Origin of the sequence: Nesterenkonia rhizosphaerae (genome assembly GCF_039544555.1) — a bacterium.
GTDB classification, from domain to species: domain Bacteria; phylum Actinomycetota; class Actinomycetes; order Actinomycetales; family Micrococcaceae; genus Nesterenkonia; species Nesterenkonia rhizosphaerae.
In genome coordinates this window covers 995389-1021214 of record NZ_BAABLW010000007.1, presented here as the reverse complement: position 1 = coordinate 1021214, position 25826 = coordinate 995389, and the positions used below count along the sequence as shown (strand labels likewise).

At 61.7% G+C, this 25826-nt stretch carries 27 protein-coding genes and 2 tRNA genes; 7 read left to right on the top strand and 22 right to left on the bottom strand.

The genetic code is table 11. The annotated features are described in order from the left end of the window. Positions 1–23 precede the first annotated feature (23 nt). The 16 genes from ABEA23_RS10350 to ABEA23_RS10280 all read right to left on the bottom strand — a co-directional run bounded on the left by ABEA23_RS10350 (position 24) and on the right by ABEA23_RS10280 (position 12622). Positions 24–1001, bottom strand: a complete 978-nt coding sequence (locus ABEA23_RS10350; protein ID WP_345477922.1) for a VG15 protein — start codon at positions 999–1001, stop codon at positions 24–26. Then, positions 967–2460 carry a phage portal protein gene (locus ABEA23_RS10345; RefSeq protein ID WP_345477921.1) on the bottom strand — a complete coding sequence of 498 codons (1494 nt, stop codon included), beginning with the start codon at positions 2458–2460 and terminating at the stop codon, positions 967–969. The genes ABEA23_RS10350 and ABEA23_RS10345 overlap by 35 nt, the downstream gene beginning before the upstream one ends. Further along, entirely contained in the window at positions 2450–3973 is a 1524-nt protein-coding gene (locus ABEA23_RS10340; RefSeq protein ID WP_345477920.1) for a terminase large subunit domain-containing protein, read from the bottom strand. Before ABEA23_RS10340 ends, ABEA23_RS10345 begins: the two co-directional genes overlap by 11 nt. Further along, positions 3936–4397, bottom strand: a complete 462-nt coding sequence (locus ABEA23_RS10335; protein WP_345477918.1) for a hypothetical protein — start codon at positions 4395–4397, stop codon at positions 3936–3938. The genes ABEA23_RS10340 and ABEA23_RS10335 overlap by 38 nt, the downstream gene beginning before the upstream one ends. A 146-nt stretch (positions 4398–4543) precedes the next feature. Then, positions 4544–4837: an HNH endonuclease gene (locus ABEA23_RS14260; RefSeq protein WP_425577211.1), complete on the bottom strand. Its 294-nt coding sequence runs from the start codon at positions 4835–4837 to the stop codon at positions 4544–4546. 87 nt (positions 4838–4924) lie between these two features. Further along, positions 4925–5665 (bottom strand): hypothetical protein, encoded by a 741-nt coding sequence (locus ABEA23_RS10330; RefSeq protein ID WP_345477917.1) that lies wholly within the window; start codon positions 5663–5665, stop codon positions 4925–4927. 19 nt (positions 5666–5684) lie between these two features. Next, positions 5685–6878 (bottom strand): HNH endonuclease, encoded by a 1194-nt coding sequence (locus ABEA23_RS10325; RefSeq protein ID WP_345477916.1) that lies wholly within the window; start codon positions 6876–6878, stop codon positions 5685–5687. 82 nt (positions 6879–6960) lie between these two features. Continuing rightward, the gene (locus ABEA23_RS10320; protein ID WP_345477915.1) at positions 6961–7185 is read right to left on the bottom strand and encodes a DNA translocase FtsK; all 225 of its coding nucleotides are present in this window, start codon (positions 7183–7185) and stop codon (positions 6961–6963) included. Continuing rightward, complete coding sequence (locus tag ABEA23_RS10315) at positions 7178–7585, bottom strand: hypothetical protein (RefSeq protein WP_345477914.1); 408 nt, start codon at positions 7583–7585, stop codon at positions 7178–7180. Before ABEA23_RS10315 ends, ABEA23_RS10320 begins: the two co-directional genes overlap by 8 nt. Beyond that, positions 7582–7896, bottom strand: a complete 315-nt coding sequence (locus ABEA23_RS10310) for a hypothetical protein (protein ID WP_345477913.1) — start codon at positions 7894–7896, stop codon at positions 7582–7584. Before ABEA23_RS10310 ends, ABEA23_RS10315 begins: the two co-directional genes overlap by 4 nt. Then, positions 7893–8765: a hypothetical protein gene (locus ABEA23_RS10305; protein ID WP_345477912.1), complete on the bottom strand. Its 873-nt coding sequence runs from the start codon at positions 8763–8765 to the stop codon at positions 7893–7895. Before ABEA23_RS10305 ends, ABEA23_RS10310 begins: the two co-directional genes overlap by 4 nt. Beyond that, complete coding sequence (locus ABEA23_RS10300; RefSeq protein ID WP_345477911.1) at positions 8762–9424, bottom strand: hypothetical protein; 663 nt, start codon at positions 9422–9424, stop codon at positions 8762–8764. The genes ABEA23_RS10305 and ABEA23_RS10300 overlap by 4 nt, the downstream gene beginning before the upstream one ends. Continuing rightward, complete coding sequence (locus ABEA23_RS10295; RefSeq protein ID WP_345477910.1) at positions 9424–10815, bottom strand: ParB/RepB/Spo0J family partition protein; 1392 nt, start codon at positions 10813–10815, stop codon at positions 9424–9426. Before ABEA23_RS10295 ends, ABEA23_RS10300 begins: the two co-directional genes overlap by 1 nt. Positions 10816–11769: 954 nt before the next feature. Further along, complete coding sequence (locus ABEA23_RS10290; protein WP_345477909.1) at positions 11770–11967, bottom strand: hypothetical protein; 198 nt, start codon at positions 11965–11967, stop codon at positions 11770–11772. Further along, positions 11967–12218: a hypothetical protein gene (locus ABEA23_RS10285; RefSeq protein WP_345477908.1), complete on the bottom strand. Its 252-nt coding sequence runs from the start codon at positions 12216–12218 to the stop codon at positions 11967–11969. The genes ABEA23_RS10290 and ABEA23_RS10285 overlap by 1 nt, the downstream gene beginning before the upstream one ends. After that, complete coding sequence (locus tag ABEA23_RS10280) at positions 12215–12622, bottom strand: hypothetical protein (RefSeq protein WP_345477907.1); 408 nt, start codon at positions 12620–12622, stop codon at positions 12215–12217. Before ABEA23_RS10280 ends, ABEA23_RS10285 begins: the two co-directional genes overlap by 4 nt. A gap of 343 nt (positions 12623–12965) precedes the next feature. Here ABEA23_RS10280 and ABEA23_RS10275 point away from each other — a divergent pair, with 343 nt between their 5' ends. Then, positions 12966–13637: a hypothetical protein gene (locus ABEA23_RS10275; protein ID WP_345477906.1), complete on the top strand. Its 672-nt coding sequence runs from the start codon at positions 12966–12968 to the stop codon at positions 13635–13637. A 140-nt stretch (positions 13638–13777) separates the two neighbouring features. Here the strand turns inward: ABEA23_RS10275 and ABEA23_RS10270 are convergent, their stop codons facing one another. Then, complete coding sequence (locus ABEA23_RS10270) at positions 13778–14050, bottom strand: MerR family transcriptional regulator (RefSeq protein WP_345477905.1); 273 nt, start codon at positions 14048–14050, stop codon at positions 13778–13780. A gap of 30 nt (positions 14051–14080) precedes the next feature. Here ABEA23_RS10270 and ABEA23_RS14255 point away from each other — a divergent pair, with 30 nt between their 5' ends. Further along, positions 14081–14548: a helix-turn-helix transcriptional regulator gene (locus ABEA23_RS14255; protein WP_425577209.1), complete on the top strand. Its 468-nt coding sequence runs from the start codon at positions 14081–14083 to the stop codon at positions 14546–14548. Here ABEA23_RS14255 and ABEA23_RS10265 read toward each other — a convergent pair. After that, positions 14510–14582, bottom strand: a tRNA-Lys gene (locus ABEA23_RS10265). The two genes, ABEA23_RS14255 and ABEA23_RS10265, sit on opposite strands and share 39 nt — an antisense overlap. 121 nt (positions 14583–14703) lie before the next feature. Beyond that, positions 14704–15318, bottom strand: a complete 615-nt coding sequence (locus ABEA23_RS10260; protein ID WP_345477904.1) for a hypothetical protein — start codon at positions 15316–15318, stop codon at positions 14704–14706. A gap of 123 nt (positions 15319–15441) precedes the next feature. On the opposite strand from ABEA23_RS10260, the gene bcp reads away from it, so the two are divergent. The 5 genes from bcp (at position 15442) to ABEA23_RS10235 (ending at position 20124) form a co-directional block, all read left to right on the top strand. After that, a complete protein-coding gene (bcp, locus tag ABEA23_RS10255; protein ID WP_345477903.1) occupies positions 15442–15909 on the top strand; it encodes a thioredoxin-dependent thiol peroxidase in 468 nt (155 codons plus the stop codon). A gap of 19 nt (positions 15910–15928) precedes the next feature. Beyond that, positions 15929–16009 (top strand) — tRNA-Leu (locus ABEA23_RS10250). Positions 16010–16062: 53 nt separating this feature from the next. Next, the gene (locus ABEA23_RS10245) at positions 16063–17712 is read left to right on the top strand and encodes an ABC transporter substrate-binding protein (RefSeq protein ID WP_345477902.1); all 1650 of its coding nucleotides are present in this window, start codon (positions 16063–16065) and stop codon (positions 17710–17712) included. Positions 17713–17845: 133 nt separating this feature from the next. Next, entirely contained in the window at positions 17846–19342 is a 1497-nt protein-coding gene (locus ABEA23_RS10240) for a malate:quinone oxidoreductase (protein WP_345477901.1), read from the top strand. Beyond that, entirely contained in the window at positions 19342–20124 is a 783-nt protein-coding gene (locus ABEA23_RS10235) for an alpha/beta fold hydrolase (RefSeq protein ID WP_345477900.1), read from the top strand. Before ABEA23_RS10240 ends, ABEA23_RS10235 begins: the two co-directional genes overlap by 1 nt. Positions 20125–20174: 50 nt before the next feature. Here ABEA23_RS10235 and ABEA23_RS10230 read toward each other — a convergent pair whose 3' ends face one another. From ABEA23_RS10230 to ABEA23_RS10220, 3 genes are read right to left on the bottom strand one after another with little or no spacing between them, the layout of a single operon-like run. After that, positions 20175–21485, bottom strand: coding sequence for a hypothetical protein (locus ABEA23_RS10230; RefSeq protein WP_345477899.1), 1311 nt, complete (start codon positions 21483–21485; stop codon positions 20175–20177). Continuing rightward, positions 21482–24607 carry an AAA family ATPase gene (locus tag ABEA23_RS10225; RefSeq protein ID WP_345477898.1) on the bottom strand — a complete coding sequence of 1042 codons (3126 nt, stop codon included), beginning with the start codon at positions 24605–24607 and terminating at the stop codon, positions 21482–21484. Before ABEA23_RS10225 ends, ABEA23_RS10230 begins: the two co-directional genes overlap by 4 nt. After that, positions 24604–25821: an exonuclease SbcCD subunit D gene (locus tag ABEA23_RS10220; RefSeq protein WP_345477897.1), complete on the bottom strand. Its 1218-nt coding sequence runs from the start codon at positions 25819–25821 to the stop codon at positions 24604–24606. The genes ABEA23_RS10225 and ABEA23_RS10220 overlap by 4 nt, the downstream gene beginning before the upstream one ends. Positions 25822–25826: the final 5 nt, after the last annotated feature.

The window sequence follows — 25826 nt, the reverse complement described above, 5'->3', positions numbered from 1 at the left end:
GCGGGAGGAAACTTGGGGGCCGGCTATTTGCGGCCCGTCTGGTAGCGCATCCACTGGAGGATCTGGGATGCCTGATTACCGTCGAGGCGTTCGCCGGTTTCGCGGTCTCGCCAGAAGTAGTGACGGCGAAGGCTGCCGTCCTCGGCTTTGACCTGGGTGTAATCGAGCACTTTTCTCTCGCTGAGAGCGCGGCGAGCTTCCAAGTACTCTTCGAGGTAGCCTTCAGCGTCACGCTCCAGGCCCACGGCGGTGCTGCGCCATACGGGCACCTCACGGCATCGGCAGTAGTCGTGATAGAGCTGGCCGATCTGCTGGGTGCCTCGTGGTCTGACTCCGCCGGGCCGACGTCCTGGGGCTCCAGGCCGAGCAGCTTCCAAGGGAACTCCGCGACCGATGACGGTGCGTTGCCCATCGGGTACGCCGAAGGCTGCCGAGCGAGAGGCGAGCATTGCGCAGAATGCACAGCAGCCGGGTCTTGGCAGGCGCTGTGTACCGATCGGGCCGTCAATGATGTCGTCTACGGCGTTGTCGATCATGGTCTGCCGCTGCTGGTCCAGCAGTATCCGGATTAGTCCGCCGGCGAGGTTGGTCCACATTTGCTGGCGATCACTCGTAGGAGTGAACAGGGCACCTACAGACCAGCGGACCAGCGATTCAGTCCGGGATGGTGGCGGAGGCGGTGCCAGCAAAGCGCGGTGCCGCGACCGGATACCGGCTGCGCTACGCAGATCCTGGTATTCGATCGCGGCCACGTCGCTGATCTGAGGCCCGAAAGCTCTGACCGTTTCGGGTACCGCAAGAAGCAGCTCATCCCGGATCCTCTCGGCCGATGAGTCCTCCACTGAATGCCAGGCGGTAGATACGGATCCCAGTGCCAGCGTCAGCAGATCATCTACCGCGTCGTCGTACTGGCGGAAGTCCCTAGCAGTGAAGATCTGATTGACCTGATCCTCAATCGAGGGGACATCAGTCGATGGGAAGTCCAGCAGTATCTGCGCCACGTCTCTCCATCACCTCTCCGACATCGGTCCCTCGAGTAGTGGACTCCGCAGCACTTCGCAGACCTCCCTGCAACATCGATGTCACCCGCGTCCGCCGACGATCATCCTGGATCTGCCTGATCGTTGGAGCGTCATAGCCCAGCTCCTGGAGGGTGACCTCGGAATCTGCCGGCAGAATGCCCTCCTGGACCTGCTTGACCACTGAATCGGTGGCCATGGCCCGAGTCGGGCGGCTGGGATCCTGAAAGCGTGACCGCAGACGCATTAGCTCCCGTGATGGTTCGCTGAGCCGGTCCCGAATCATGACGGTGTTGATCGCCACTTGCTCCAGGGCCCATCCGATCGCGGTGTGAGCGCGTTCGGCATCCTCGTCCAGCGGCATGTATGCGGTGTGCATCGCCCGATCGCTTGCTGGGTTGTCATGGAACACGCCAAGCACGCCAGTGGGGATGTTCGCCTCTCCCGCCATTTCAGCGGCCAGCTCCCGCATGTGCTCAATGTGCGGGGTTTGATTCGAGGCGTTGAACTGACCGACTTTGGGAGTCCGTGCGTCCGGGTCATCCGGGTCACGCTCCATGGCCAGAATTCGCCCAATTAGAGCCGCCCAACCGGGAACACCGTCATCCAGGGTGCCCGGATCCAGATCCAGCATGTACCGCTGCGGGGCAGAGAAGAACTCGGCTGTGATTTCCGAGCGGAGAGCCGTCCTCACTGCCCGGTCCGTGATGCCCATGATTGGCCGGTTGATCTTTGATCGACCGAAGGGGCGGTCTAGGGATGGCCTGTAGGGCAGCATGGCTGCCGGTAGCCGGTTCAGGCTGTGCGGTCGCCTGCGTCCGTACCAGATGCCTCCGCGTCGAGCGAAGCCATAGACGGCCTCACGTGTGTACATCAGGGCCGTATCCGCTTCACCGTTCTCATCCACTGTGAGCACGTCCAAAGCGTCTTTGATCCCTCGGCGGCGAGCATCCCAGGTACCGGTGGAGTGCAGCGCGGAACGTGCGGTGATGACAACTTCGGGATCCCCGGTGCCTGCAATCCCTTGAGTGGTGAAGAGCCAGGAGTTGGAATGCGTCAGCATGCCGACGACGGCCATGGATACCAGCATTTCGAACTGGTTCTCTCGCAGAACGTCGTCCAGTTCGAAGGGGTTACTACCTTGCTCCGGCGCGACGAATCCTTGGAACCGGATTCGGCGCTCGAGCATGTCAACGGCTTTGGCCGGCCACCCAACGGCTGTCTGGAATCGCTGCAGGTGCGGAGGGACCGCGATGCCGAGATGCTGAATCGTGGCCTTTGAGTCGTAGTAACGCCCTCGTAGAAGGTTCCGTGGGGCCTTCGCCTGCAGCTGCTTGGCGAGTTTGAAGAATCGACTGGAGATGTCCTGATCGACACCGCGAACGATGCCCAGCTCACTAGTGATGGATGGAGCCTGGAGCGGCGCAATTTCAGTGCCCAATTGCCAGCCTCCTAGGTTTCTTCTTCACACCGCCAATGCCCTCTTCCCGGGCTTGACGGTTTCGCTTGTATTCGAGGCCGCGGACGGCCAGCGTGACGGCCACCAAGGGCGCGATGTTCTCCAGTGGGTTCTTTCGGTTCCAACGGAACAGGGTGTCTCCGAAGAACCTCATGGTGGCGATCTTGACCGCGTCCAGCAGCACTTCCTGCTCTACTCGGGTCACCAGTCGCCGGGCTTTGTAGTCATCCAGGAACTGGCCGCAAGCTTGCACATACTGCTTCATGGAGATCTCCGTGACGCGGATGCCAGCACGCTTGAACTCCGGCGCCAGCGCAGCGGCACCATCTCCGGCGTTAATGATGATCCTGACGGGGTTCAGATTGGCCTTGAGCTGCTTAAGAGCATCGGTCACCCAGTCAGTTCCCACGTTGTGGTCGACAACTTCAATGAGGATCCGCCCATCCGGGCACAGAGCGGCAGCGGAGATCACTGCGTAGTCACGGCTGGGCGTCACGTCTACCGCCAGGGCAACGACGTCGGACATCTCAGCGTTGGGATCATGGAGAGACTTGAAGTGCGCCAGGCTAAGAGCTGCAGCCTTCGCCGCCACAGGCCGAATACCTAGGTACTCGCGCCGATAAGCCTCTTCGCCCTTCTCTGGGTCGCCGAGGAAGCCCCGAAGCTCATCATCAAGAAACTCCAGCGAGATCCGGACACCAAGAGACGGGTTGGCCAAGCGACGCGCCTCTAGGTCTGCAGAATCCATCTCGTGATGGGCGCTCCACTCCATCCACAGCAACTTCGGCTCGTGCTCGTGCTGATAGACGGTGTGCTCTCTCGGCTCCTGCTGCGGATCATCAATGATCCGACCCCGCATGCCGTTGAGCACGTCGGAATCTGGCATGCCGGCAGAGGACGCGAACCACAGCTGCGGCTGGCCCGTGATGGATCGTGCAGCCATGGTGGGACGCATAGCGGCCAGCTGCTCCGACTTCAGCGCGTATGCCTCATCGAAGATGATCAGATCGCCGGAGAAGCCGCGTGCTGAGCCGCCTGAGCGTGCGAGGAACTTGACTTCTGATCCGTCTTTGAGCTTGATTCCTCGACCGTTGTTGCCCTGCTTGATGCCATTGGGGGCGATCAGCCGCATGAGTCGCGGGTTGCTGGAGATGAGGCCCACCAGGCGGTTGAAGATCTCGACGGCGGTCTTGAACTCGTGCGCTGAGTAGACAATCGTCTTTTCAGCCTTGTTGAAGAACAGCCCCCAAATGATGCGAGCCTCAATGATCGCGCTCTTGCCGTTCTGACGGGCTACCTCAAGCCCAACCTCATAAGCACTCCACTGGCCGTCTGAGCGGCGCTGAGTGGCGAGCTGGAGAGCGTACTCCTGCCACTCGTCCAGAAGGAGACCGCAGAGCTGAGCAGCGACTGCTACTTCATTCGCGTGATTCTTGATCCCTGGTGCTGGACGGTGCTCAATTCGTGGCCGTTGACACCCCTTCACCGTGTTCACGCGCCTCACGCTCCTGCAGCATCTGCTCAAACTCGCTAGCTAGGTCGCCCTCCCCCTCGGCGTTCTGCTTTGTGAGCTCGTTCAGGACGGTTCGCAGCTCTCGGGCGATTGACGCGACCTCACGGGGCATTGCGTAGCGCATTGCCGATTTCAGGGTGGCGTAGATCCAGAGCCGTTCTTTTCGGTCGTCCAGATCTTCGACGTCGTCGGGGCTGACATCATCGCCGAAGAGGTCCGGGCGGATCTGTGCCATGGCCTCATCGGAGAAGTGCAGCCGTGGTGCCTTGGGTGGCTTCTTCTTATCGAGGCGTGCTTTGCGAGCTTCTGCCGCTGCACGCTTGCAGTCATCACACGCCGATTCTTTGGCTCGAAGATGACGCCGGTAGGCAGCTTCAGTGCCGCATGGGGAAAGCTCTCGGCTCATCGTCACCACCTCGGAATATGGCCTATGCCGGCAGGGGAAAAATCTGGTCCGCTGTCAGATAGCGGAACAATTCGTTCTCCGGGGAGAAAAATGTGACTATGCCGGGAAAGTCACAGGCGGGAGGGGGGAGGGGTATACCCCCACCCCTACCTGTGGCCGTACCAATCGACCGACGTCGGGACCGGCTTCACAGTCGGCACCGTGCCGCGACCGACGCCGCGACGTGAGTTGCATGACCGGTGCGCCGGTCGAAGCTCACCAGTCATCGATCCGCCGAGCGCGATCGGGTCAATGTGATCAGCCGTGAAGCTCATTGGATGCTTCCACGGAAGGTCGAAGTCGATCGACTGACCACAAAGCCAACACGGAAGGTTCTGGCGTCGAGCGACGCTCTTGAGCTGGTCACGCTTAGCGATGTATGAGCGGTCATTCCGGGCCACAGTCACAGCTCCCAGTGGATACAGAAAAGCCACCTGCTGGCCGCTGAAAGAGTTTCAGGGCAGCAAGTGGCCTCAACGTGAGTAATGCTATCCCACGCGCTGCGTGTACGTCACTCCCGCCGGAGGAGTCTGCGTGTCGTACCTGGCGGCCTGAGCAGCTGCCGCGGCTTCCATCACTGGTGGCAGCCATGCGTGCTTGGCCCGGTTCTCCCATGCAAGGTAGATATCCAGGGGGTGATATAGCACTCTCTTGGGCCCACCGGTGGTGGTGGGCTCCAGAATACGGGCGGGTATGAGTCTCCCCCGCTGCCGCCAGTTGTAGATCTGCCGAAGCTTTACTGGCACACCCTGCTCTTCAAACCATTCGCAGGCCTCGTGGGCTGTCATCACCGGCAGCATGTTCATCCGCATCTGCAGATACCCTTCGCCAGGGTGGCTGCTGCCGTCGTCATCGTCTCCGTAGACCATTCGCTCGGCAGCGCTGATGGTCGCATGAAGCGTAGCTATCTTCCGGGCGGCCTCAGGATCATGGGGCAACCATTGTGGTGGTTCGTCGTTGAACTCGTCCCGGCGCTTCCGAAGATCGTCAGCCAGATCCAAAGCGCCGATATGCACCGGCTCCTGTCGTGGATTTGATTTGGTCTTGACCGCTGACCTCAGTCGAGCCGGAGCCCGCTGCCCACGGCTGATCATCACTACCGCGGGCAAAAGCTCACCCGGGATCCGGCGCAGCGACTTGATTACGCCGTCCACGCAACGGGTGCAGACCCGGACACCAACCGGCGTCGTCATAGTGCAATCCGGGGCCACGCACTGCCACAGTTCCATTCTCATCCGAGTCTGCCTCTCACCAATCGCTGTTCTTGCAGGTCCGGCACGGCATTTCGAGTCCGTGCTCATCGCAGGTGGTTTCATCTACGGTCGAGGGCCGGCCATGGTGGTTATGCCACGGTGAGCCGTACTGCCCGAAGCCCTTCATCTCTGGAGCCTCACCAGCTCTCCCCCGCTGCATCGGTTCATGGTCTTGTCCCTGGAATCGCTGTGATTCAGGGTTTGTGCCAGCACGTCTTTTCCGACGTCGGCGGCGCTTACCCGTGGAGGAATTGTTAGGGGTATCAGCGGTGCGGCTGCCCTGCTGTGCCCCGCCTGGCCCTGCCAGACCCAACCCCTCCCTGCCAGACCCTGCCTGCCCGCGTGCGGGCCCGGAGATAGCTCGATCTGTTGATATCTGATCTGATATCTGGCTGATATCGGATTTGATCTGGCCATGATCGGCCCGCGTCGGGGAGACTGCCTGAGCTGGCCGGGGTGCCGCGGGCTCAACGACAGCATGCGGAGTCAACGCAGAAGGAGTCGTGCGCCCACCGTTGGGTGAGTTCGATTCAACTTCCACGGACCCACGCGCATGCGCCGGAGCCTCACGCAGCGTCAACCCAGCCTGCTCAGGTGTGCGCCTGCCCTTGTGCCGGTTGCACTCGTGGCACGAAATCACGATGTTCGTAGCACCATTTGCCAGGCCAGGGTCCACGTGATCCAGCTCAGGCTTCTTAGCTCCTTTGCGGTCAGCACGTTTCACCCGGTCACCGCAATACCGGCAATTAGCTTCCTTGCCCCGCCCATCAATCGAATCCCGAGCCCAGACCGCCGCGATGATTCGTGGGTCTTTGAGTTCCTTTTTCTTGGCTCGATCCAGGCGGAGTTCTTCTGCTGGGTCGTAGCCGAATTGGAACCATTGGTGGAAGACGTAGGATCCGGGCGGGGGCTGTGGGCAGTCGGTGCAGTCGTGTCCTGGTGCGTGCCAGAAGGCGACCTCTACGAGTTTGCCGGCTAAGAGATCGACTGCTTGTTTGTTGAGCAGGATCCTCATTAGCTGGGTCTCGGAGATCAAGCCGTCTGTGCCGGCTGCCTGGATGGTACTGCCTGACACGGTCCACAGTCCCAGGGCTGCTACTCCCGAGATGTCGCCGGAAATGGCGCTCTCCAAGAGTCGCTGGGCTTTCTGGTTGATGTGGAGCTGGTCATCGACTTGGAAGAAGGGCAAGGGTTGCGCCTACTTTCTGTGAGTCTCGGGCAGAGGTGGGGGCTGTGGGGTGGTGCTCTCTCCCAGCACGGGATTTTGAGTCTCATCCGGTGGTGTCCTCCGCTATGACATCGCGGGCTTTCCACGGTTCACGGGGTCCGACGCTGCCCTCCGCCTCTAGGCGGTCAAGCAGGCGGTGGGCTTCAGGGAAGCTGACGTTGAGGCGGCGAACGATCAGCCCCACGGACGCTGACCGTGTTGATGTGACTAGATCTCTGGCTTTCTGGAATAGGACTTCCTCCGCCACTTCTGCGCCGGGGTCAGTCACTGGCTGTGTCCTTCTTGTAGCCGGTGAGCTGGTCGATTCGTTCGCTGAGGTGCAGCCAGCGTTTCCGTTTGGCCTCATCCGTGAACCCGAACTGTTCATTGATCACGGCGTTGTCGTTCACGACGATGTCTTGGTCGAGGGCGCTTCGTGCCTTCAGCAGAGCTTGAAGCTCTGCTGCGTCCGTCTGTCTCTTCACGATCTCGTCTGTCGCTGAGATCGACTGGATGATTCCTTGGGCTACGACGTCGAAGGGAACGTCGAAAGCTCTGATCGACTGATCCACTAATGTCACTGCTACACCGGCGCCGTCCGGTTTGATCTCCTGGATCCGGTCAAGGGTGAGGATGCCGCGGTCGTTCTCACCTTCGAAGATCACGATTCTCGTTAGGTTCCCGGTCATGCTGCTACCTTCGCGTTCACGTTGTTGGGGTGGTTGGCTGCCTGTTCGTGCCAGGCCTCGAAGTGCTCCATGGTCCGGAGTCGGGTGAGGCTGGAACGGGCTCGTTCTGGGATGTCGCCAGCTACGGAGACGCTGGCCTGGAGATAGACGGTGTCTCCGGGGATGAGCCGGTAATCGACGGTCTGAGGGGCGAAGCTCAGGCCGAGCCGCTGCAGCTGCTCCAGCAGCTCTGGGACCGCCTCAGAGCGCAGCTCTTCGAGAGTCATTGCCTCATTGAGGACCGGCCAGCGCATGACATAGGTACCTTTCATTCGCTGGCCTCTGCTGCAGGCTGGAGGTACTCCAGCGCGTTAGTGACGCGGGTCGCGGCTTCGTTGATGTCACCGAGGACTGACCGGTAGCGGCCAACGAGGGCGTTACGGACCTGTGTTGCGTCCATGGTGCCCTGCACCAGGGGCGCAAGCGCCCTGAGAGCTTCCGGGGTCGCGACCTTGTCTCCGTGGGGACTCCAGCGGCCCTGCCGGTCGTTGGGTATGACGTCATCGACGCCTAGGGCTTCGCAGATCTCGCGCAGTAGCGTGGTCTTGCGGCCCAGCTCGTCCCGGGTGCGGGTTAGCTCGAAGTTGTTGTCCTGGTACGACAGCGCCCGTTCCACGCGCTCATCGATGGTGCTCTGGGCTTCCTGTTCGGCCTCCGACGCGGCTTGACTGATGGCGTCGGCACGCAGGGTGTCCTGGCGGGCCATGATCGAGCGCACCACGTCCCAGGAGGGCTGCCGATCGGTGTGCCTGGCGGGTTTCTGCAAGATCTGCATGCGGGTTTTGGAGCGCCCTGGCACCATGTGGCCCCAGCCAGCGGGTAGTTCACCGTCTTGGACGATGTCTGGTGCGGTGACTAGCCACCATTCGTGGCACTGATCAGCCCAGGCGTCGGCTTTGTCGCGGTGCTCCAGTTCTTTGAGCCAGTCAGCGCGGGATGCCTTGACTTCGTGGCCGACCAGGATGCGGCCGCTGCTGCTGGTGAAGCCGACATAGATTGCGTCACACCTGTTTGAGCTTCCCCAGTTGCCGTTCATCCCGACCTCGGGCAGGAAGATCCCGCCCGGAAGCGGTGCACCGGGTTTGATGTAGTGACGCTTGAGCCGCGCCATGAGATCCTGGGTCACTGCTTTGTCACTCATCGGTCCCCCTGATTCGATCTCAGCTGCAGGGTCTTCCGGTCGGCAGCGCGAGTGATTCGCTGCATGACGCGGACCAGCGCGGCACGGAGGCCTCGGCGGGGCTTATACGGCTTGACCCGGGTCAGCATGTCCAGCTCTGCAGGACTCCAGGTGCCCGACGCGACCACGTTGGTCAGGGCGTGGATCATGCGGGTGTCATGGCCGACAACTAACCTGAGCTGGTTCCACGCGGATTCCACTTCGATAGCCCGGTTAAGCGTCTGAACGAAAAGGGGCAGCTGATGGGACAGCGCCTCGATCGCCTGTTTTGCAAGGTCCGTATCTCCCTCACCGACAGCGGGTTCTGCTGCTGGCGCTGGGGCTGGCTCATAGGTCTCTTCGAAGATCCCCGGCTTGCAGGGGTAAAACTCGCCCTGCACACCGCGGATAATGTAGTCGCCGGGCTTGGCTTCCATATCGCCCTCTAGGGTTCGGATGAACAGGTATGTGCCGGAGTCGTCCGAGTGAAGATAGAAGCCACTCTCGTGCAGGCCGGGCGTGTTCTCCTCGATCCAGGTCAGACCGTGGGACTCCATCCACTTGGCGATTTCAAGGAATCCGTCTACTTGCATGGCTTCGATGACGACGGGCTTCTTGCGGTACTTAGCGGGCTGGCTCATCAGTTGACCTCAATCTTTCGGCGGGGATCTTTGGCGATTTCTTCGGGGTTCCGGTCCTGCCAGCGCTGAATGGCTGCCTTCTCGACGTCGGTGAGCTGATACCCGAACCAGCGGGTCAGCCGCTCAATCCACTCGCCTTTGGTGTGCCAGTCCCAGGTGCTCATGTCGTACCCATCGACGCGGCGCATCTTCTTATCGGCTGCCACGTAGTACTGAGCCAGCGCACGCATGCGGGCGATCTGCCGCCAGGTGAACACTCCGGAGCGGAGACGGTTCCGCACCTTTTCGAACCATTCGGTGCGCTGAGGCCAGGTGGCGTCGTTGACTTTCTCCGTGGGGAAGCTGATGCCGGTGATCTCTCCGAGAAGGTGCTCGTCCATGCGGGAGATGTCGCTCCAGAGCAGGTCCACCAGCATTTCGAAATCTGCCTCTTGGGTAGCTCCCCGCGGGTTCTGCACGGCTTCCACCAGGAAGTGCCGGCGGGTGGCATAGGCGAGGGCCAACCCCTCGTTGAGCTCACGGACCTGCTTCTTGTCGGCTTTCTCTTCCTCGGTGAGCCCAGTGGCGGGCTTGGTGAGCGGCTTCCACCATTCGATCTCCAGAGAATCGCCCATGTGCGTCACTCGGAAGTGATGACCGGCCTCAATGTGCTGGACGGTGCCCAGCCACTCGGTAACCTGCTCATATTTGCCCGAGTAGGAAGCGTCATTGGGTGCCTGTGTGCCGCCCAGCTCCTGCAGCGCCTCAACCTCGGCCTGCTGCTCGACGTGCTGCCGAGAATGTGCGATCACGCGGGTGACGTCGCGCTCCCACGGCCTGGCAGCAATCGCTTTGGTGGCTTCTTCGTACACATCGTGCTCGCCGGCTTCTTCGAGCTTCTGCAGCTCTAGCGCCTGCTCTAGGTCTAGCTGACCAGTGCCATAAGCCCGAGACAGGTGATCATCTGCGGCCGCGAGCTTGGCCTTCGCGACGACGTGAGACTTCGGCTGCTTGAACTTCTTGCCGATCGTGGATTCATTCATCCCGAGATCCAGCATCAGCTGCATGCCCCGGGCCTCTTCCAGCCTGTGCAACGGGCGGTGATTACGGCCCGTGGTCATCATTGCCTCGATGTCCTCACGGGCGCCGCGCTTCGGCGGGTCCATGATGATAGCCGGCAGGGTCTCCTTCCCTGCGAGGATGGAGGCCAGACGACGACGGTGACCGTCTCGGATGATGTACTCCCCCGGCTTCTCCGGGTGTGGGTAGATCAGCGCCGGATTCACTACGCCAAGGGTGCTGATCTCATCAGCAAGACGCTGGGTAGCTGGGTCATCCTCAGTGATCTCATCGCGGATATTGATCGGGTTTGGGTGGATCCGGTCGAGCGGGATCTCCTGGATTTCTGCCATGCGGCTTATCTCCTAAGGTCTATTGCGCTGCCCGGGCGCGGGCGGCGTCGAAATCTCTCTTGTGGTGCTGGCACTCATAGCCGGTCTGGCAGCCGCTGGCGTCCTCACAGCAGCTCTGCCGGCACCTGGTGTCGGTGATGTCTAGCAAGTCGTTCACGGGCCTCCTGGCGGCTCATATGGGCGGCACACCAGCAAGTCGTCAGGCCTGTGCGGTTTCGCTCCGCAGCAGCGGGTCACTTTCCCGGCTCTGACGGCAGCAAGTGCTTCCAGGTGAGCTAGGTAGTGGTGAAGCTGACAGAAGACCATTCGCACCGTCTGGCACGGTCCGGCAGGACCGTCAACAGTCCAGTGCGAGACCAAGGTGATGCTGTCCGGCTGGCGATCACAGACGGCGCACTGCGTGGGCAACTCTGGAAAGGCAACCGGCAAGCTCTCCAGCGTGTCTGGGATCTGGACCTCAGCCACTGGTCTCACCTACTGGCGCCCTGCTATCCACGTCGCTAAGTCGGTCACCCGGGGAGATTGGCGCGAATCCGCCAGACCATAGCCGAGCGATTCGGCGGGCTTGCTCGAAGGTGTATGCATCCCGAGTGACCTGGGTGATTCCCGATTTACTGATGGAGACTCGCCAGTACTTCGGCTTTCGCCCTCGGACGCCTGCACCGAAGCACTCTCCCAATGCCTCGAACCCGGCGAGCTTGTAGACGCGGACTCGATAGGGATTACCTGGTATATACACCCGCTGCTCGGCCCCCGCTCCCTGAGCCATTTCCGGGCCTCCGGTTCGCTCCGGCACCACTGGATCTCCAGCTGATCGTCGGGATACCTCTGGTAGAGGGCGGCATGTGTCAGCTCCAGAATCGAGAGCCGGATCTGCAGCATCCCGTACGGGTCCACGAACTGAAATGTTCTCCTGGCGGTCTTTCTTGCTGACATACCGGACCTTCCCCCGGGTCATGCGGGAACCTCCTGAGAGAGCACGTCACGCAGCATCAGCAGCACTGCAGCGACGAGCGATGCCATGGCAAGCAAGGTCAGTCCGTTGACCAGGCCAGCCACTAGATGCACCCAGACGGTGGTGATGACCACCGTCGGAATGTGCAGGATGACCAGACGACGATGGCGAGCCGTGGCGGGATCCGGGCGGTGCATCAGACGCCCTTCCTCTCAGCGCGCTCAGCGACCGCGGCCGCAACCTTCTTTGCGCTCACTGGGCCTTCGTGATGGACGGTGACCGCCTGCTGTGGCCCCTCTTTGACGCTGGTGATTTCGAGGCGGCTCAGCTTTGTACCGGCTTCAGTGAGCAGCCCACCGACCTCCAGAAGCACCAGTGCGGCTACACCGTTGACTGCACGCTTCTTAGCGTCCTTGGCTAGCTGTTTCTTGAATTCCTGCCAGTTCACAGTGACACCGCCCTCAACGGCGTGATCTTCGCCATTTCGCAGTTCTCCAGGTAGAGCAGCCGCGTCATCCGCTTCAGCACGTGCAGGCGGCGGCGCTCCTGGATGATGGTGATCTGCTCGTACCCGTCGAGCGACTCGGGTGCCTTATTGACCAGATCGGCATCGTCCGCACACGGGGCACAAGCCAGGACCATTCCCAGCTCTGGGCGCTCCCCTGCAGGGCGCCCCGGCAGGAGATTGACCAAGCGTGGATCCGGGCGCCCATCGGCGTGCCCTGTGTGCAGCTGGGCGCTGCAGATCCGGCAGTGGTTCCCGTCTCGCTCCTGGACGATCTCAGCGATACTTATACGCTTCGGTTTGGGGAAGTCTGCCGGCAGAATCTGGTCCTCTACGCGGTAAGCCATTGGTGCTCCTGGGCAGTCGGTGCCGGGACCGGCGACGGCTGTTAGTATCGGCATATCGGTTTATTCCTCTCTGGGGGATATCGCCCGTCAGCTGTTCCCGCAGCTGGCGGGCATTTTTTGTATCAGCGATGGATCTGACGTGCCGCGATCACGGCGAGAGCCGCAGCGCTTACAGCGAAGGCAGCGGTGTTAATGAACGCCAACTTCTCCCTGGGTGAGAGAGCGTCGGGATCATCTGAGATTCGAAAGAATGGCATCTGTTCTCCTGTTGCGGGCTGGCGGGGTAATCCCCCTCGATAGGCTCGGAAGCGCCAACAACACCACCTGCCGAGGGGGAAGACTTATGGAAACTGTCGAGCTGCCGGAGATAGTTATCCGCGATGTGGTCTTGGACGGGGCCACCATCGAAACGACCGCTAGCTTCTGGGCTGGACTTCTGCCGCTCGGAGCAGCTGTGCTTGGCTCGCTCATCACGTATTGGGGACAGAAGGAGCTTCAGAAGAAAGCCGAGAAGAAAGCAGAAGAACGTTCTCGCAACGAAGCACTCGGTGCCGCTGTAAACGACGTGATGTCGGTGCTTGCCCCTGGCGATTCGCCAATCCCCGAAGATCTTGATCTGAGAACCAGTTGCCCCCGTGACGTCGAGCACTGGGATAGCACCAAGTTCAAAGTGGCTACCAGCAGGATGCTTCCGCTGCTGAATCGCAGAGACGATTTTCGCCAGGTCGTTGCTGAGATCGACCGCGCCCTCTCCGGGCACCTGTTCCCAGACAACATCGACCCCAAAGAGGCCCCGAGTCTGATCACCAGGCCAGAGGAATACTTCCAAATGAGGTTGGCGGAGCATCGGAGCTTGCGAGCCATGCTGATGGGAGAGTTCAACGTACTGGCACATCACCCGGACGAGCACGAGCCCATCCATCGGATGGAGGACGCGATTGCTGTTGCCAGGGCGTGGGTTACAGGCATCGCTCCTGCGTACGGTCAATTCCCGAAGGATCCCCGTACCGGCTAATCGCGGCTTGCTAGCCATATAAAGAGTGCCGCCAAGAGAGCCACCACGATAAAGAACAGCACCCCCAGGCCGATTTCGGCTACGGCGGGATCGATAACTATTTCCATGGGTTTTTCTGCCCTTCGCATATTCATGTGCGGTCACGCCAGTGCCTCCGCTGGCTTCGATCCCGAGCCCGTTGGTGCCGGCCGCTCGACTGGCGCTGGCTGGTTGATTGGTGCGTTGAGGATCTTTGCTTCTCGGCGGCGCTGGAAAGCCTTTAAATCCGTCAGGGCGACGCTGTAATGGGTTCGACCGTCGCCCTGGATGGTTTCGGCTTCGAGGTCGCCGCGTTTGATGGCCCGGAGCACGCTCTGTCGGGCCATTCCCAGCAGTTCCGCTGCACGCCCTGTGCTGACTCGTTCGGTTTCCATGGCGACTACTTTGCACCCTATGGAACATAAATGCAACATGGGGAACTTTTGCGCGTGTCACATGCTTCGGTGAAACATTCTGGACTTATGCACCTCATGACACGTAGGGTGTCGTTTGAACAGTTGATGTACGTGCAGGCGCGAAAGGGTCACCTGCACATATCACGCGAGGAGAGACCGATGACGGTTCAGCCGATGGAGTTCCGAATCCCTCAGTGGGAGATGAAGGACCGACTACGCAAGGCCCGGGAAGATGCGGGCTATGAGATTGGCGAGCTAGCTGATGCTCTGGGTGCAACCCGTCATACGATCAGCCGCGCAGAGAAGGGCCTGACTACTCCCCGCCGATCATTGCTGATCGCCTGGGCCTGGCAGACTCGCGTTCCCGTAGAGTGGCTAGAAACAGGAAAAGCCCCGTCGCATGATGACGACGGGGCTCCTGTGAGAAGCTCAGGCCAGTGGGCCCCCCGGGACTCGAACCCGGAACCTGCAGATTAAGAGTCTGATGCTCTGCCAGTTGAGCTAGAGGCCCTCGAACGGGCCCTGAAGCTTCTCGGCTTGTCCCCCCGATCTCTCGGGGCAACGACATAAAAGCCTATCAGCACTTTTATGCGATGCCAACTCCGAGCGTCGTGACACTCATCTCACTGCTTTCACGCCGCGGAGTGAGTACGCTCCACGGCGTCCATGAAGTGGTCCAGGAAACTGTAGAAGTCCTCAACATCAAGCTCCTGGTGCAGCGGCACCTCGTGAAGCTGAGGCAAGCTCACTGTCTCCTGGACATCAAGGATCAGCCGGCGCCCGGTGGACAGTGCGATCTCCACAGTTGAACCTTCAGTGGCCATACCTGCCAGGTTCGTCAGGTTCACTAGAACCGGTGCCGTCGAGGCAATCGTCGGCTCCGCAGGGAATGCGCCGCCGGAGCCGCCGCCGTCGTACTCTTCAGCCCCATCGCCCGCTGACGCCCTGTCCTGTTTCAGGGCATGAACTCGGTGCACCGCATCAGCCAAGCTGATCGGGCACAGCACCATCTCCACCGGTTCGCGGCGGTAGCCCACCAGAAGATTACGGCTGCGCACCATGTTCTCCTGCACGGATTCGCCGGCCTCCGGCCGCACAACCGCTGCCGGCTCATCCCTGTCCCCCAGCAGATTCCGGGCGTAGAGAAGGTTGTAGGAACCGAAGTTCATCACCGAGGCGTCGAAGGCCGCGCGCAGGGCCGCCACCAGTTGCTCCTCTTCCGCGCTGCGCTCGGTGTGAATAACCATGGCGTCAGTCTACGGAGCACATCTGACACAGACCCTGGAGACGACACGCGAAAATCCCGGATCTCAACACAACGTTTACATTTGAAGGCGGCAATCGAACTGAACACTGACACTGGAGGCTTAATGAACGCGCGCCTGAATCCCGGAGACACTGCACCTGACTTCACACTGACCACAGCATCAGGAGAATCACTCTCCTTGAGCTCACTGCGCGGGAAGAAAGTCATCATCTACTTCTACCCCAAGGCCTCCACCCCCGGCTGCACCACTCAGGCCTGCGATTTCCGGGATTCACTCGCCTCGCTCCAGGGTGCGGGATACCAGGTGCTGGGAGTCTCCCCCGACCCAGTTGCCGCTCTGGAGAATTTCACCTCCAACGAAGAACTCACGTTCCCGCTGCTCTCCGACGAAGACCACTCGGTGGCCGAGGCCTACGGCGCATGGGGCGAGAAGAAGAACTACGGCCGCGTCTTCGAGGGCCTCATTCGCTCCACTGTGGTCATCGACGAGAACGGCGTCGTAGAACTGGCGCAGTACAACGTAAAAGCCACCGGGCACGTGGCGCGTCTACGCAAAAGCCTGGGCCTCTAGTAAGCTTGCGGGGACTCAAGCGCGAGTGGCGGAATTGGTAGACGCGCTGGATTTAGGTTCCAGTGTCTTTGACGTGGGGGTTCAAGTCCCCCCTCGCGCACCCGCTGCATCATTTTCTCCTCATCGCAGGACACATGTGAAGGTGGCACCACTATGCCCGACCAGCTCGACAGACGGCGCTTCCTCGGCGCCTCTGCCCTGACCGGAGTCTCAGCGGCTCTATTGGGAGCTGGCACCTCAGGTAACGAGTCAGAAGAACAGTCCACCGGCGATGGTGAGGATCAGTCTGCTGAGTCTGCCACCCGGGTGATCATCGGTGGGGTGTCGCTGCCGGCATCCCTGGACCCGGGCCTGGCGGTGGACACTGAGACTGAACGCATCTGCCGGCAAATTTTCGAGACTCTGGTGGGCGTTGACCCGGATACTGGCGCAGCTTCACCCCTGCTGGCCGAGGAATGGGAGATCAGCGACGACGAGCTGACCTATACCTTTCAGCTGCGCGAAGGGGTGACATTCCACGACGGCAGCACCCTGACGGCTGAAACCGTGGTCGCTAATTTCCGCCGCTGGGGCCAGTTGGACTACCTCTATGGATTCGGCAATATCAGCCGCACTACCGCGTTGGCCTTCCCCACGGTCTTCGGCGGCTATATGGATCAGGACGGCTGCGTCTTGGAGTCTGTGGAAGCTGAGGATGAGCGCACGGTGGTGCTCACGCTCAGTGAACCTATGGTTTTTCTGCTCCAGGCACTAACCCTGCCGGCCTTTGGTATTGCCGCGTCCGCAGCACTTTCTGACTCTGACCCGGGCCGGCTGACCCGTACCCCCATTGGTACCGGTGCCTATCAGCTGGTCTCCCAGGAGGGAGGCGAGACAAGACTGCAGATCTTTGCGGACTACTGGAATGACGCCACCGGTGCCGAGGAGGTGGTGGTGCGGGCCCTGCCGAAGTCCTTTGACCGGCTCCGTGAGCTCCAGCGGGGACGGCTTGATGTCTATGACTGCATCACCGCGGATAACTTGCGTTCGCTAGTGCAAGCAGGTCGGCTGATTCTGCAGCGAGATCCTTTCTCGGTTCTCTACCTGGGCTTCAACTTAGGCCACCCAGTGATGAGCGATCCCGATATCCGCCAAGCTGCCGCCCATGCCGTGAACCGGACACCGCTGGTACAGAACCTCTTCCTAGAAGGCTCCCGGCCCGCGTTCCAATTCACTCCCCCGGCTCTCGGTGTCCATTCCGACTCCGCAGACCGTCATGGTTTCGACCGCGCACAGGCCCGTGAGCTTCTTGCCGAGTCCGGGTACGACGGCGAACCGCTTGTTTTCTACTACCCGATGGCCACCACCCGCAGCTATCTTCCCCGCCCAGAAGCCGTCTTCGCCGCATTGGCCGCCGACTTGACCTCCGTGGGGTTCGTCATCAAGCCCAAACCTGTGGTGTGGGACGAAGGTTACGTAGATCAGCTGCTGGCCGATGATGACCGGGCAATGCACTTACTGGGCCGCAATGGCGGGTTCCGTTCACCGCACAGCTTCTTCGGACCGCTGTTCGGCCAGAGCGGACGCGAGTTTAACTACGACACCGAAGAGGTCCGTGAGCTGTTGGATCAGGCACGGGCCGAGCCCGACGACGACCAGCGCGCCGATATCTACCGCGAAGTCGCGGACCTAGTGGCCGAGGATCTCCCGGCGCTGCCGCTGGCTTATCCGATCTCCGCGCTGGCACTGGGCAACCGAGTCGCTGACTATCCGATGTCCCCGGTGCTTAATGAGCGGTTCACCGATATAGTCCTGGCGCCCTGAGCCTTGCGACGGCCTGCCCCACATGACTGTCCACGGCATAGTGACGCCGCTGACAGAATTTCGTGGGCCGTTCGCCCCGCGGGTAAAGTCATGAGCGAATTCATCTCCCCTTCGAAGGTACAAGGAGTCTCCTGTGACCGAGTCATCGTCGACTAGTCCAGCGCAGCGTTTCGATGTCATTCTCATTGGCGGCGGCATTATGTCCACTACCCTGGGTGCCCTACTGAAGGAGCTGCAGCCCGAGTGGGAGATCGCGCTCTTTGAGAAGCTGGACCAGGCCGGCCAGGAGTCCTCGGACCCCTGGAACAACGCCGGCACCGGCCACACTGCCTACTGCGAACTGAACTACACCCCCCGCGGCTCCGACGGTGCGGTCTCCACCGCCAAGGCCGTGGGAATCGCGGAGCAGTTCCATGTCTCACGTCAGCTGTGGTCCCACTGGGTCAACAACGGGACCCTGGGCTCCCCGCGGACCTTTATCAACGCGCTGCCTCATATCGGTTTCGTCTGGGGCGAGAAGAACTCCCAGTATCTGCGGGACCGCTACGAGGCGATGAAGGCCCAGCCGCTGTTCAGCCATATCCAGCACAGCGAAGACCACGACGAGATCGGGTCTTGGGCTCCCCTGCTGACCGAAGGGCGTGACCCCCAGCAGCAGGTGGCGGCGTCGAAATTCGACGACGGCACGGACGTGGACTTCGGCTCATTGTCCCGCCAGCTCTCCAGCCACCTGGATGCCTCCGGTGTGGAACTCCGCTATGGCCACGAGGTCACTGGCCTGAGCCGCGACACAGACGGCCGCTGGCAGGTCAAGGTCAAGGACCGCTCCGCCGGCCGCAAATTCTCCGCAAGCGCCCGCTTCGTCTTTGTCGGAGCAGGCGGTGGCGCTCTTGGCCTGCTGCAAGCTGCCGGCATCGATGAGATCAAGGGCTTCGGCGGCTTCCCGGTCTCCGGCCAGTTCCTGCGGGTCACTGATTCAGCAGTCGCTGAGAAGCACCACGCCAAGGTGTACGGTTTGGCCTCGGTAGGTGCTCCGCCGATGTCTGTGCCGCACCTGGACACCCGCTTCGTCGAAGGCCGCCGGTCCCTGATGTTCGGCCCCTATGCCGGGTTCTCCACCAACTTCCTGAAGTCGGGCTCTTTCCTGGACCTGCCATTGTCAGTGCGGCCCCACAATCTTCTGCCGATGATGCAGGTGGGCAAGGACAACACTGATCTGGTCACTTACCTGGTCAAGGAAGTCCTGAAGTCCAGCAAGAAGAAGGTCGAAGAGCTTCACCGGTTCTACCCGGAAGCCGACGGCGACCAGTGGGAGCTCATCACCGCCGGCCAGCGTGTCCAGGTGATGAAGAAGAATGAAGACGGCAAGGGTGTCCTGCAGTTCGGCACTGAGCTGGTGGCCGCCGGTGACGGCTCCATCGCCGGCCTGCTGGGCGCATCCCCCGGAGCGTCCACCGCTCCGAGCATTATGCTGCGGCTGCTGGAACGTTGCTTCCCAGCCCAGGTTGAGGGCTGGAAGACCAAGCTGGAAGAGATGGTGCCTTCCTATGGTCGACTGCTCACCGATGAGCCGCAGCTGCTGAGCGAGATCGCTGCGTCCACCAATAAGACTCTGCAGCTCGACGCCTAATGAACGCCCTTCGGTATCCCGCGCCGGAGTCCTTGCGGACCCGGCGCGGGCTCACCGTTCACCGCTGGAAACACTCCAGCCCCACTGCATCCCCGGTGCTGCTGATCCACGGCTTTGCTTCCAATGCCCTGTTTAACTGGGTCAAGACTGGATGGCTGGACCCCTTGTCCGCCCTGAACCGGGACCTGATCTGTGTTGACCTCCCCGGGCACGGGGCGTCTCGGGAGGTGAATCCCGCTGGGTTACGGATGGCTCATCTGATCGAGGACCTCCACGAGTTGGTGGGCGCATTGGGCACACCGGTGGCCGCCCACGGTTATTCCCTGGGTTCACGCATTGCCTGGCAGTTTGCTTACGATCACCCCGACGACGTGGAATCTCTCGTCATGGGTGGTTCCCCGGTCTCCGACGAGGTCTATCAAGTGCACCCTGAGCAGGCTCGCCGCTGGGCGGCCGGCGGGCCTGAACCTGAGGATGAAGCGACCCGCAAGTTCATCACTGTGGCCGCGGCCCTGCCGGATCAGCATCTGCAGCACGTCGTGGAGCTACGTCTGAGCCTCGCCCACGATGTCTATGCCCCTTCGGCTACAGTCCCCCAGGTACCCACTTTGGTAGTGGCTGGCGATAGGGACACTATCGCTGAAGGAGCCGACGCCCTGGCTGACCTGGTGGCAAGCTACGGCAATTGGTCAGACTTTGTCTCCCTGCCTGGACGCAATCACGTCAATGCGTTGACCGCGCGTACCTACAAGGACGCCGTCGCCGCGTTCCTTACCCGGTGACCGTCCTACGGGCGGTCATGCTGCCCTAGGCTAGTGCCGAAGTGGCCCTGCTAGTGCCGAAGTCTGACCTGGACCGCTACCGCAGTTGCCCCGAGAACAACTAGCGCCGCTCCCCAATCGCGCCCCCATTCATGTGAGACGACCCCGGCCACGGTGAGTCCGATCAACAGCCCGATCAGCAGCGCAAAACCCAGGACGGTCAGGGTCCTCGCTGTCGCCTGAGACCGAGTACGGAGGGCTTCCCCGTAGAGCTGAGCCAGTCCCTCGCTCTGCCACCAACCCAGCACCGCAGCGATGAAAGTCGTCAAGCCCATCCCCCACCCTGGCGAGGGCAGGAATACCGCCGCGAGCAACAGCACTACACCCGCACTGACCAGCACAGTTCCCAGCAGGCGTCGACGACGCTGCAGCGGAAGCCGACTGCGTCTGCGCAGCCGCAACCAGACGACGGCGGCCAACGTCGCCCCGGCCAAAGGCAGCCCGAAGAGTGCAGGGCGGCCCAGTGCCAGCCCTGCATCCAGGGCAGTTATCCAGAGACCTCCGAGAATCAGCCCAAAGCACAGCATGACCGGTGCGTATAGGCGGTAGAGTCCGTGCCGGCTATCGCCAGAAGTCCCGCCGGTGGGTCCAGCGTCAGACACCGTTGAACGACGGTCCGTCCAGGTCTGCAGAGCTTCGGCTTGGGCGGTCTCCGCACCGGGAACCGGCGCTGGGACGCGGAGTCGGGCGGCCTCAGTGGATCGTGTGGGAGCCAGGCTCAGGGCCAGAATGGGCAGGACGACTGCGGTGAGCACTGCCGAGGTGATCAGCGCAGCTGAAGGACCCGCTCCGAAACCATGAAGGCTGATGACCACAGCGGCACTGAGAAGCGCCACCTCGTCCGCTTGGGCCTCGGCCATAGCGACTTGTGCGGGGCCTGTCTCGGTATGTGTCCCAGGTACCTTCGAATCCTCACTGATTCCATGCTGTCCTGAGGCCGCAGGTTGGCGCAGAAAGACGGCGGCCGCCGGAGTTGTGAGGCCAGCAAGTAGAGCGAAGCCCACCATGGTCCAATACGTCACTACCGCGGAACTGCCCAGCTGCTGACTCAAGAAATGCTCAGCCGCGCTGACCAGCAGAACCAGAAGCAGCACATGCAGGACAGCCCCGCCGAGCAGGACATTGCGGCTTCCTGCTCGGTCTGCCGCCAGTTGGGCTGCAGAGGGGGCCAGCGCTGTTCCCACCAACGCGGCCGCCACTGCGGTAGCGATGGTGAAACCAGAGCCGGTGGGGGCAAGGGCCACTGCAAGTGCCAGTGGCAGCAGCAACGCCGGCACGCGCGAGGTGATGCGCAGAATTGAGGTCCCCGTGCTGTGGATCATCCGGGCAGCTTCACTTTCAGGGTGGAGCCGTTGCGGTTCTTAGTGACCTGCAGCTGAGCCGGAATCTGCCGGTGCATCTCGGTGACGTGACTGACAACTCCAACCCGTCGTCCCTCCCCCTGCAGGCGGTGCAGAGCCGTCATCACCGATTCCAGGGTTTCCTCGTCCAAAGAGCCGAAGCCTTCGTCGATAAAGAGGCTTTCCATGCCGATCCCACCGGATTCAGCCTGCACTACTTCGGCAAGCCCCAGAGCCATAGACAGCGACGCCATAAAGGTCTCACCCCCGGAAAGCGACGAGGTGGGACGTTGTTCATCGGAGTGCTCGTCATGGACTTTAAGGTCCAGCCCCTGCTGGCCGCGGCCGCGTTTATCGTCGTCATGGAGCAGCTGATATCGGCCCTCGGACATGGCATCCAGATGCCGCGAGGCGGCTTCAGCGACTCGCTCGAGCCGTGCGGCCAGAACGAAGGTAGTCAGCGTCATACGCATCGGGTTATCCGGTCCGGCACCGTTGATAGTAGCTGCCAGCTCGGCGCGGCGCAGCTGTTCTGCGGCCACTGCCTGACGTTCCTGCAGAGCATCCTCCAGCGATCCAATACAACCCTGGACTGCATCGGCGCGGGCTTCGAAGCTCAGCAGATCCTCCCGGTAGGACTCCCAGATCGACTGTCTGCGCCGGCTGAGCTCTTCAGCTGCCTCACTTTCTTCGGCCGAGGGCGGCGTGTGGCCGCTCTCGTGCTTGCGGCGGCCTTCGGCAATATCCGGAAAGTCCTGCTGGGCAGCCAACCGCTGGCCGGTGGCTTCGTAGTCCTGCACAGCAGCAGTCATGTGCTGGAGTTCTTCGGGCTCCAGCAGTGCAGCCTGTACATCGGCGACGGTGTGAAAAACAGACTCGTGCAGCTGTCCCTGGGCTGCTTCTTCGGCATTATCTCGCTGATCAGCCGCAGAGTCGCGGTGCTGAATGCTGGTCCGGGCCGTCTCTGCCATTTTCTGCAGCTCACTCAGGAACTCCAGCCTCGCATGCACACTAGTGTGCTCTCCGCGCAGGGCCTCGAGTGTCTCCGCCAGGGTCTGCAGTTCAGCGCTGAGCTGCTTCTGCTCGGCAGCCGCAGTCTCGGCTTCGTGGTGCGCCTGGCCCACCTGCTGCTGAGTCTGCGCGAGCTTCTCCTGCAGCTGGACGATATCCTCCCGAAGCCTGTGCTGGGAACGACGGCGGGCACGCAGTGCCTCTACTGTCTGCTGGCATTGCCGGTGCTGGCGCTGCAGTTCTTCAAGACTGCTGGCAGCGCAGTCTCCGAGTCCCTCGGTGGTCTCCTTCAGCTGCTGCTGGGCTGCAGCAAGCTCTGTCTCACTACGGTGGACCTGTTGGCGGCTGTGTTCCAGGTCTTGCTGAGCGGATTCGACCTGATCGACACTGATAGCTTCGGATTCCGCCCGATACGGGTGCGGATGTTCGGTAGAGCCGCAGACTAAACACGGTTCGTCAGCGGAGAGCTTCTGGGCGAGCTGAGCGGCCATATTGGACAGGTACTGTGCGGAAATTCTGCGGTACGCATCCTCCATCAGCCCCACCCCCGCACGGTTATTCTCCGCGGTCTCTTCCAGCTGGGCCACGCGCTGTTGTTGGCTGTCGCGGCGGCGAGCAAGCTCCACACGATCAGCCGCCTGCTGGGTGTCCTGCGCCGCGTTCTCGAGCGCGGAGTCCAGTTCTTCCAGGTCCACGAGCTGAGAGTGTTTCTGCTCCAGATCACGGCCCAGCTCTTCGCTCTCGGCGAGCAGCTCCTGGGCGCGCTGCGCCGCAGCGGCGGCTCGCTGTTCAGCGTTGTGCCACTCGGCGCTGAGCACCCGATGCCGGTCCTCTAAGTCGGATGCGTCCTGCTGGGTCAAACGAGCGCGCAGGCTGATGATCTCCTGGTGCAGGTTCTCGATGGTTGAATCATCTGCATGACCTTCGGTGATGACCTGGCGGTGCGGAATATCCTGCTGGTCTTCTAATGCTGCCTGAAGATTCTCGGCCGCCTTCTGTGCATGGGCTGTGGCATCAGCTGCGCGCTGCCGGGCCTGGTCGGCCGCGGCAAACCACTGGTTCAGATGGCGGGCCGACTCATGGGCGGCGAGCTTGTCCCGTTGCTTCTGGATATCGGGGCGGTGCGTCTCATGTGCGGTCACCGCCTCCAGATGGGCGCGGTAGGCCTGCAGCTGGCGTTGAGTCTCTCGAATCGCGGCAGCTGCAGCTTCTGCTGCTTCGTACTCCTGCTTAGCCTGGTCTACAACAGCCTGAAGCGCGGCTCGGTGAGCAGCGGCTCTGGTGGTGACCAGTTCTGCCAGCTGCGCTTCCGCCACGGTCTCCAATCCCGCATCTGGGGGTTCGGTCTCGCCGTGCTCATCCTTGTCTGCCACCTGCAGTGCCGGCACGTTGAGTTCCGCGTCCTTGGTCCCGGTGGCCAACAGTGCCGCCGCATCCCGACGCAAACTAGAACCGAGCATGCTGATCCGGCCATCGATGTCTGCAAGCTGGGCTTCAGTCTCCCGGGAAAGCGCCCGAAGGTGCTCCTCCAGCGCTCGAAAACGATCAGTGTCGAAGAGCTTTTCCAGCAGCGCCTGCTTCTCTCTGCTGCTGGCATGCAGGAACTGAGCGAATGCCCCCTGCGGAAGCAGGATCACCTTGGTGAACTGCGCCATGTCCAGACCGATGATCCGGCGGATCTCATCACTGGCAGCCTGAATTCCGGAGGTCACTGGACGGAACTGCTCGCCGTCGTGCACCTGAAGCATCACCGTCTGATTGATCTGTCGCCACTGCGAAGCGTCACGGACCTGCGGGCGCAGGTACTGCGGGGTGCGGCGGATCCGGTAGCGCTGCTCTCCCCGACTAAACACCAACGTGACAAAGGGCTCCCGGGAAGCGGGGGCATGGTGGGACTTCAGCAGGTTCTTATCCCGCTCTCCCGGCACATCCCCGTAGAGCGCGAAGGTGATGGCATCTAGGACCGAGGTCTTGCCCGAACCTGTCCGGCCTTGCAGCAGGAATAAACCGTCCTGGCCCAGGGCGTCAAAGTCAACGGTTTCTTCTCCCGGGAAAGGCCCGAAGGCGCAAAGTGTCAGCTCATGCAGCTTCACCTGGCACGCACCTCCTGAAACGCCTGCGAAATCAGTTCCACCTCGTCGGTATCTGCACGCCGGTCTCGGACGTGCTCCAGGAAGGCGGCCACGGTGTCGACGTCGTTGCTGGCCGACTCCACTTTGTGCGAATAGGTGCTCGAGGACCTCACCCGCCCGGCGCCCTCGTAGCTGAAAACCGCCAGATACGGATATGCCTCCTTGATGCGCTGATGAGCGCGTTCGGGGCGCTGCGGATCAGTGAGCCTGACCTGCACATAGGCATCAGCCCATTGCGTGAGAGTCTCATCGGCTAGCACTTCGGCGATATCTCCACGCAGCTTCTTCACCGGTCGCCCAATCCGCCAATCCAGTGCCGTGGCGCTTATCCCCTCGTCGGTACTGGTATCCAGAAGCCAGGCGCCTTTGGCCTGCTCGGATTCGGAGAAGGAATAAGTCAGCGGTGAACCGCTGTAGCGGACACTGGCGTTGAGTTGCTGGCGGCCGTGCAGATGGCCCAGCGCGACGGCGTCGAAGCCGTCAAAAGTCTCCAGCGGGACAACTGAGAGCCCGCCGATGCTGTCTTCGTGGTGCTCCGGGGACTCCCCTGCTGGCGCGTCTACGCCGATATTGCGCTCAGAGTCCGAGGCCGTTCCCTTAGCAGCGAAGAGGTGCGTCATCAGGATGACCCGGGCGCCGTCGTCGCCGCGTTGGTTGAGGTCCTCCCGGATCCTACCGATTACCGCTTCCATCACCGCCGTGTGGTTGGCCCGGGCGCAGCCCAGCTGCGCGGCATAGAGCTGCGGCTCCAGATACGGCACACCATAGACCAGCACCGGTCCGGTCTCATCAGCCAGTTCAATGGGCCGCCACGCATCCTCCAGCGAACTGCGGATATGAACTCCGGAGGAGGCCATCAGGCCGCGGGCGAAGCCCAGCCGGGCGGCCGAGTCATGATTGCCCGAGGTGATGATGACTTTGGCCCCCAGGGCGACAAGTCGGGTGAGGCAGTCCTCCAGAGCCGTCACCGCCCATTCGGGAGGAAGTGCCCGATCATAGACATCCCCGGAGATCAGCACTACATCCACCTGCTGCTCCTGCACGGTCCGGCACACGGTGTCCAGCATCTCCTCCTGTTCAGCGCGCAGCGAGTAGCCGTGGAAGCCACGTCCCAGATGCCAGTCAGAAGTGTGCAGGAACCGCATATCCCCCACGTTATCGGCCAGCTCAGACATCGGCT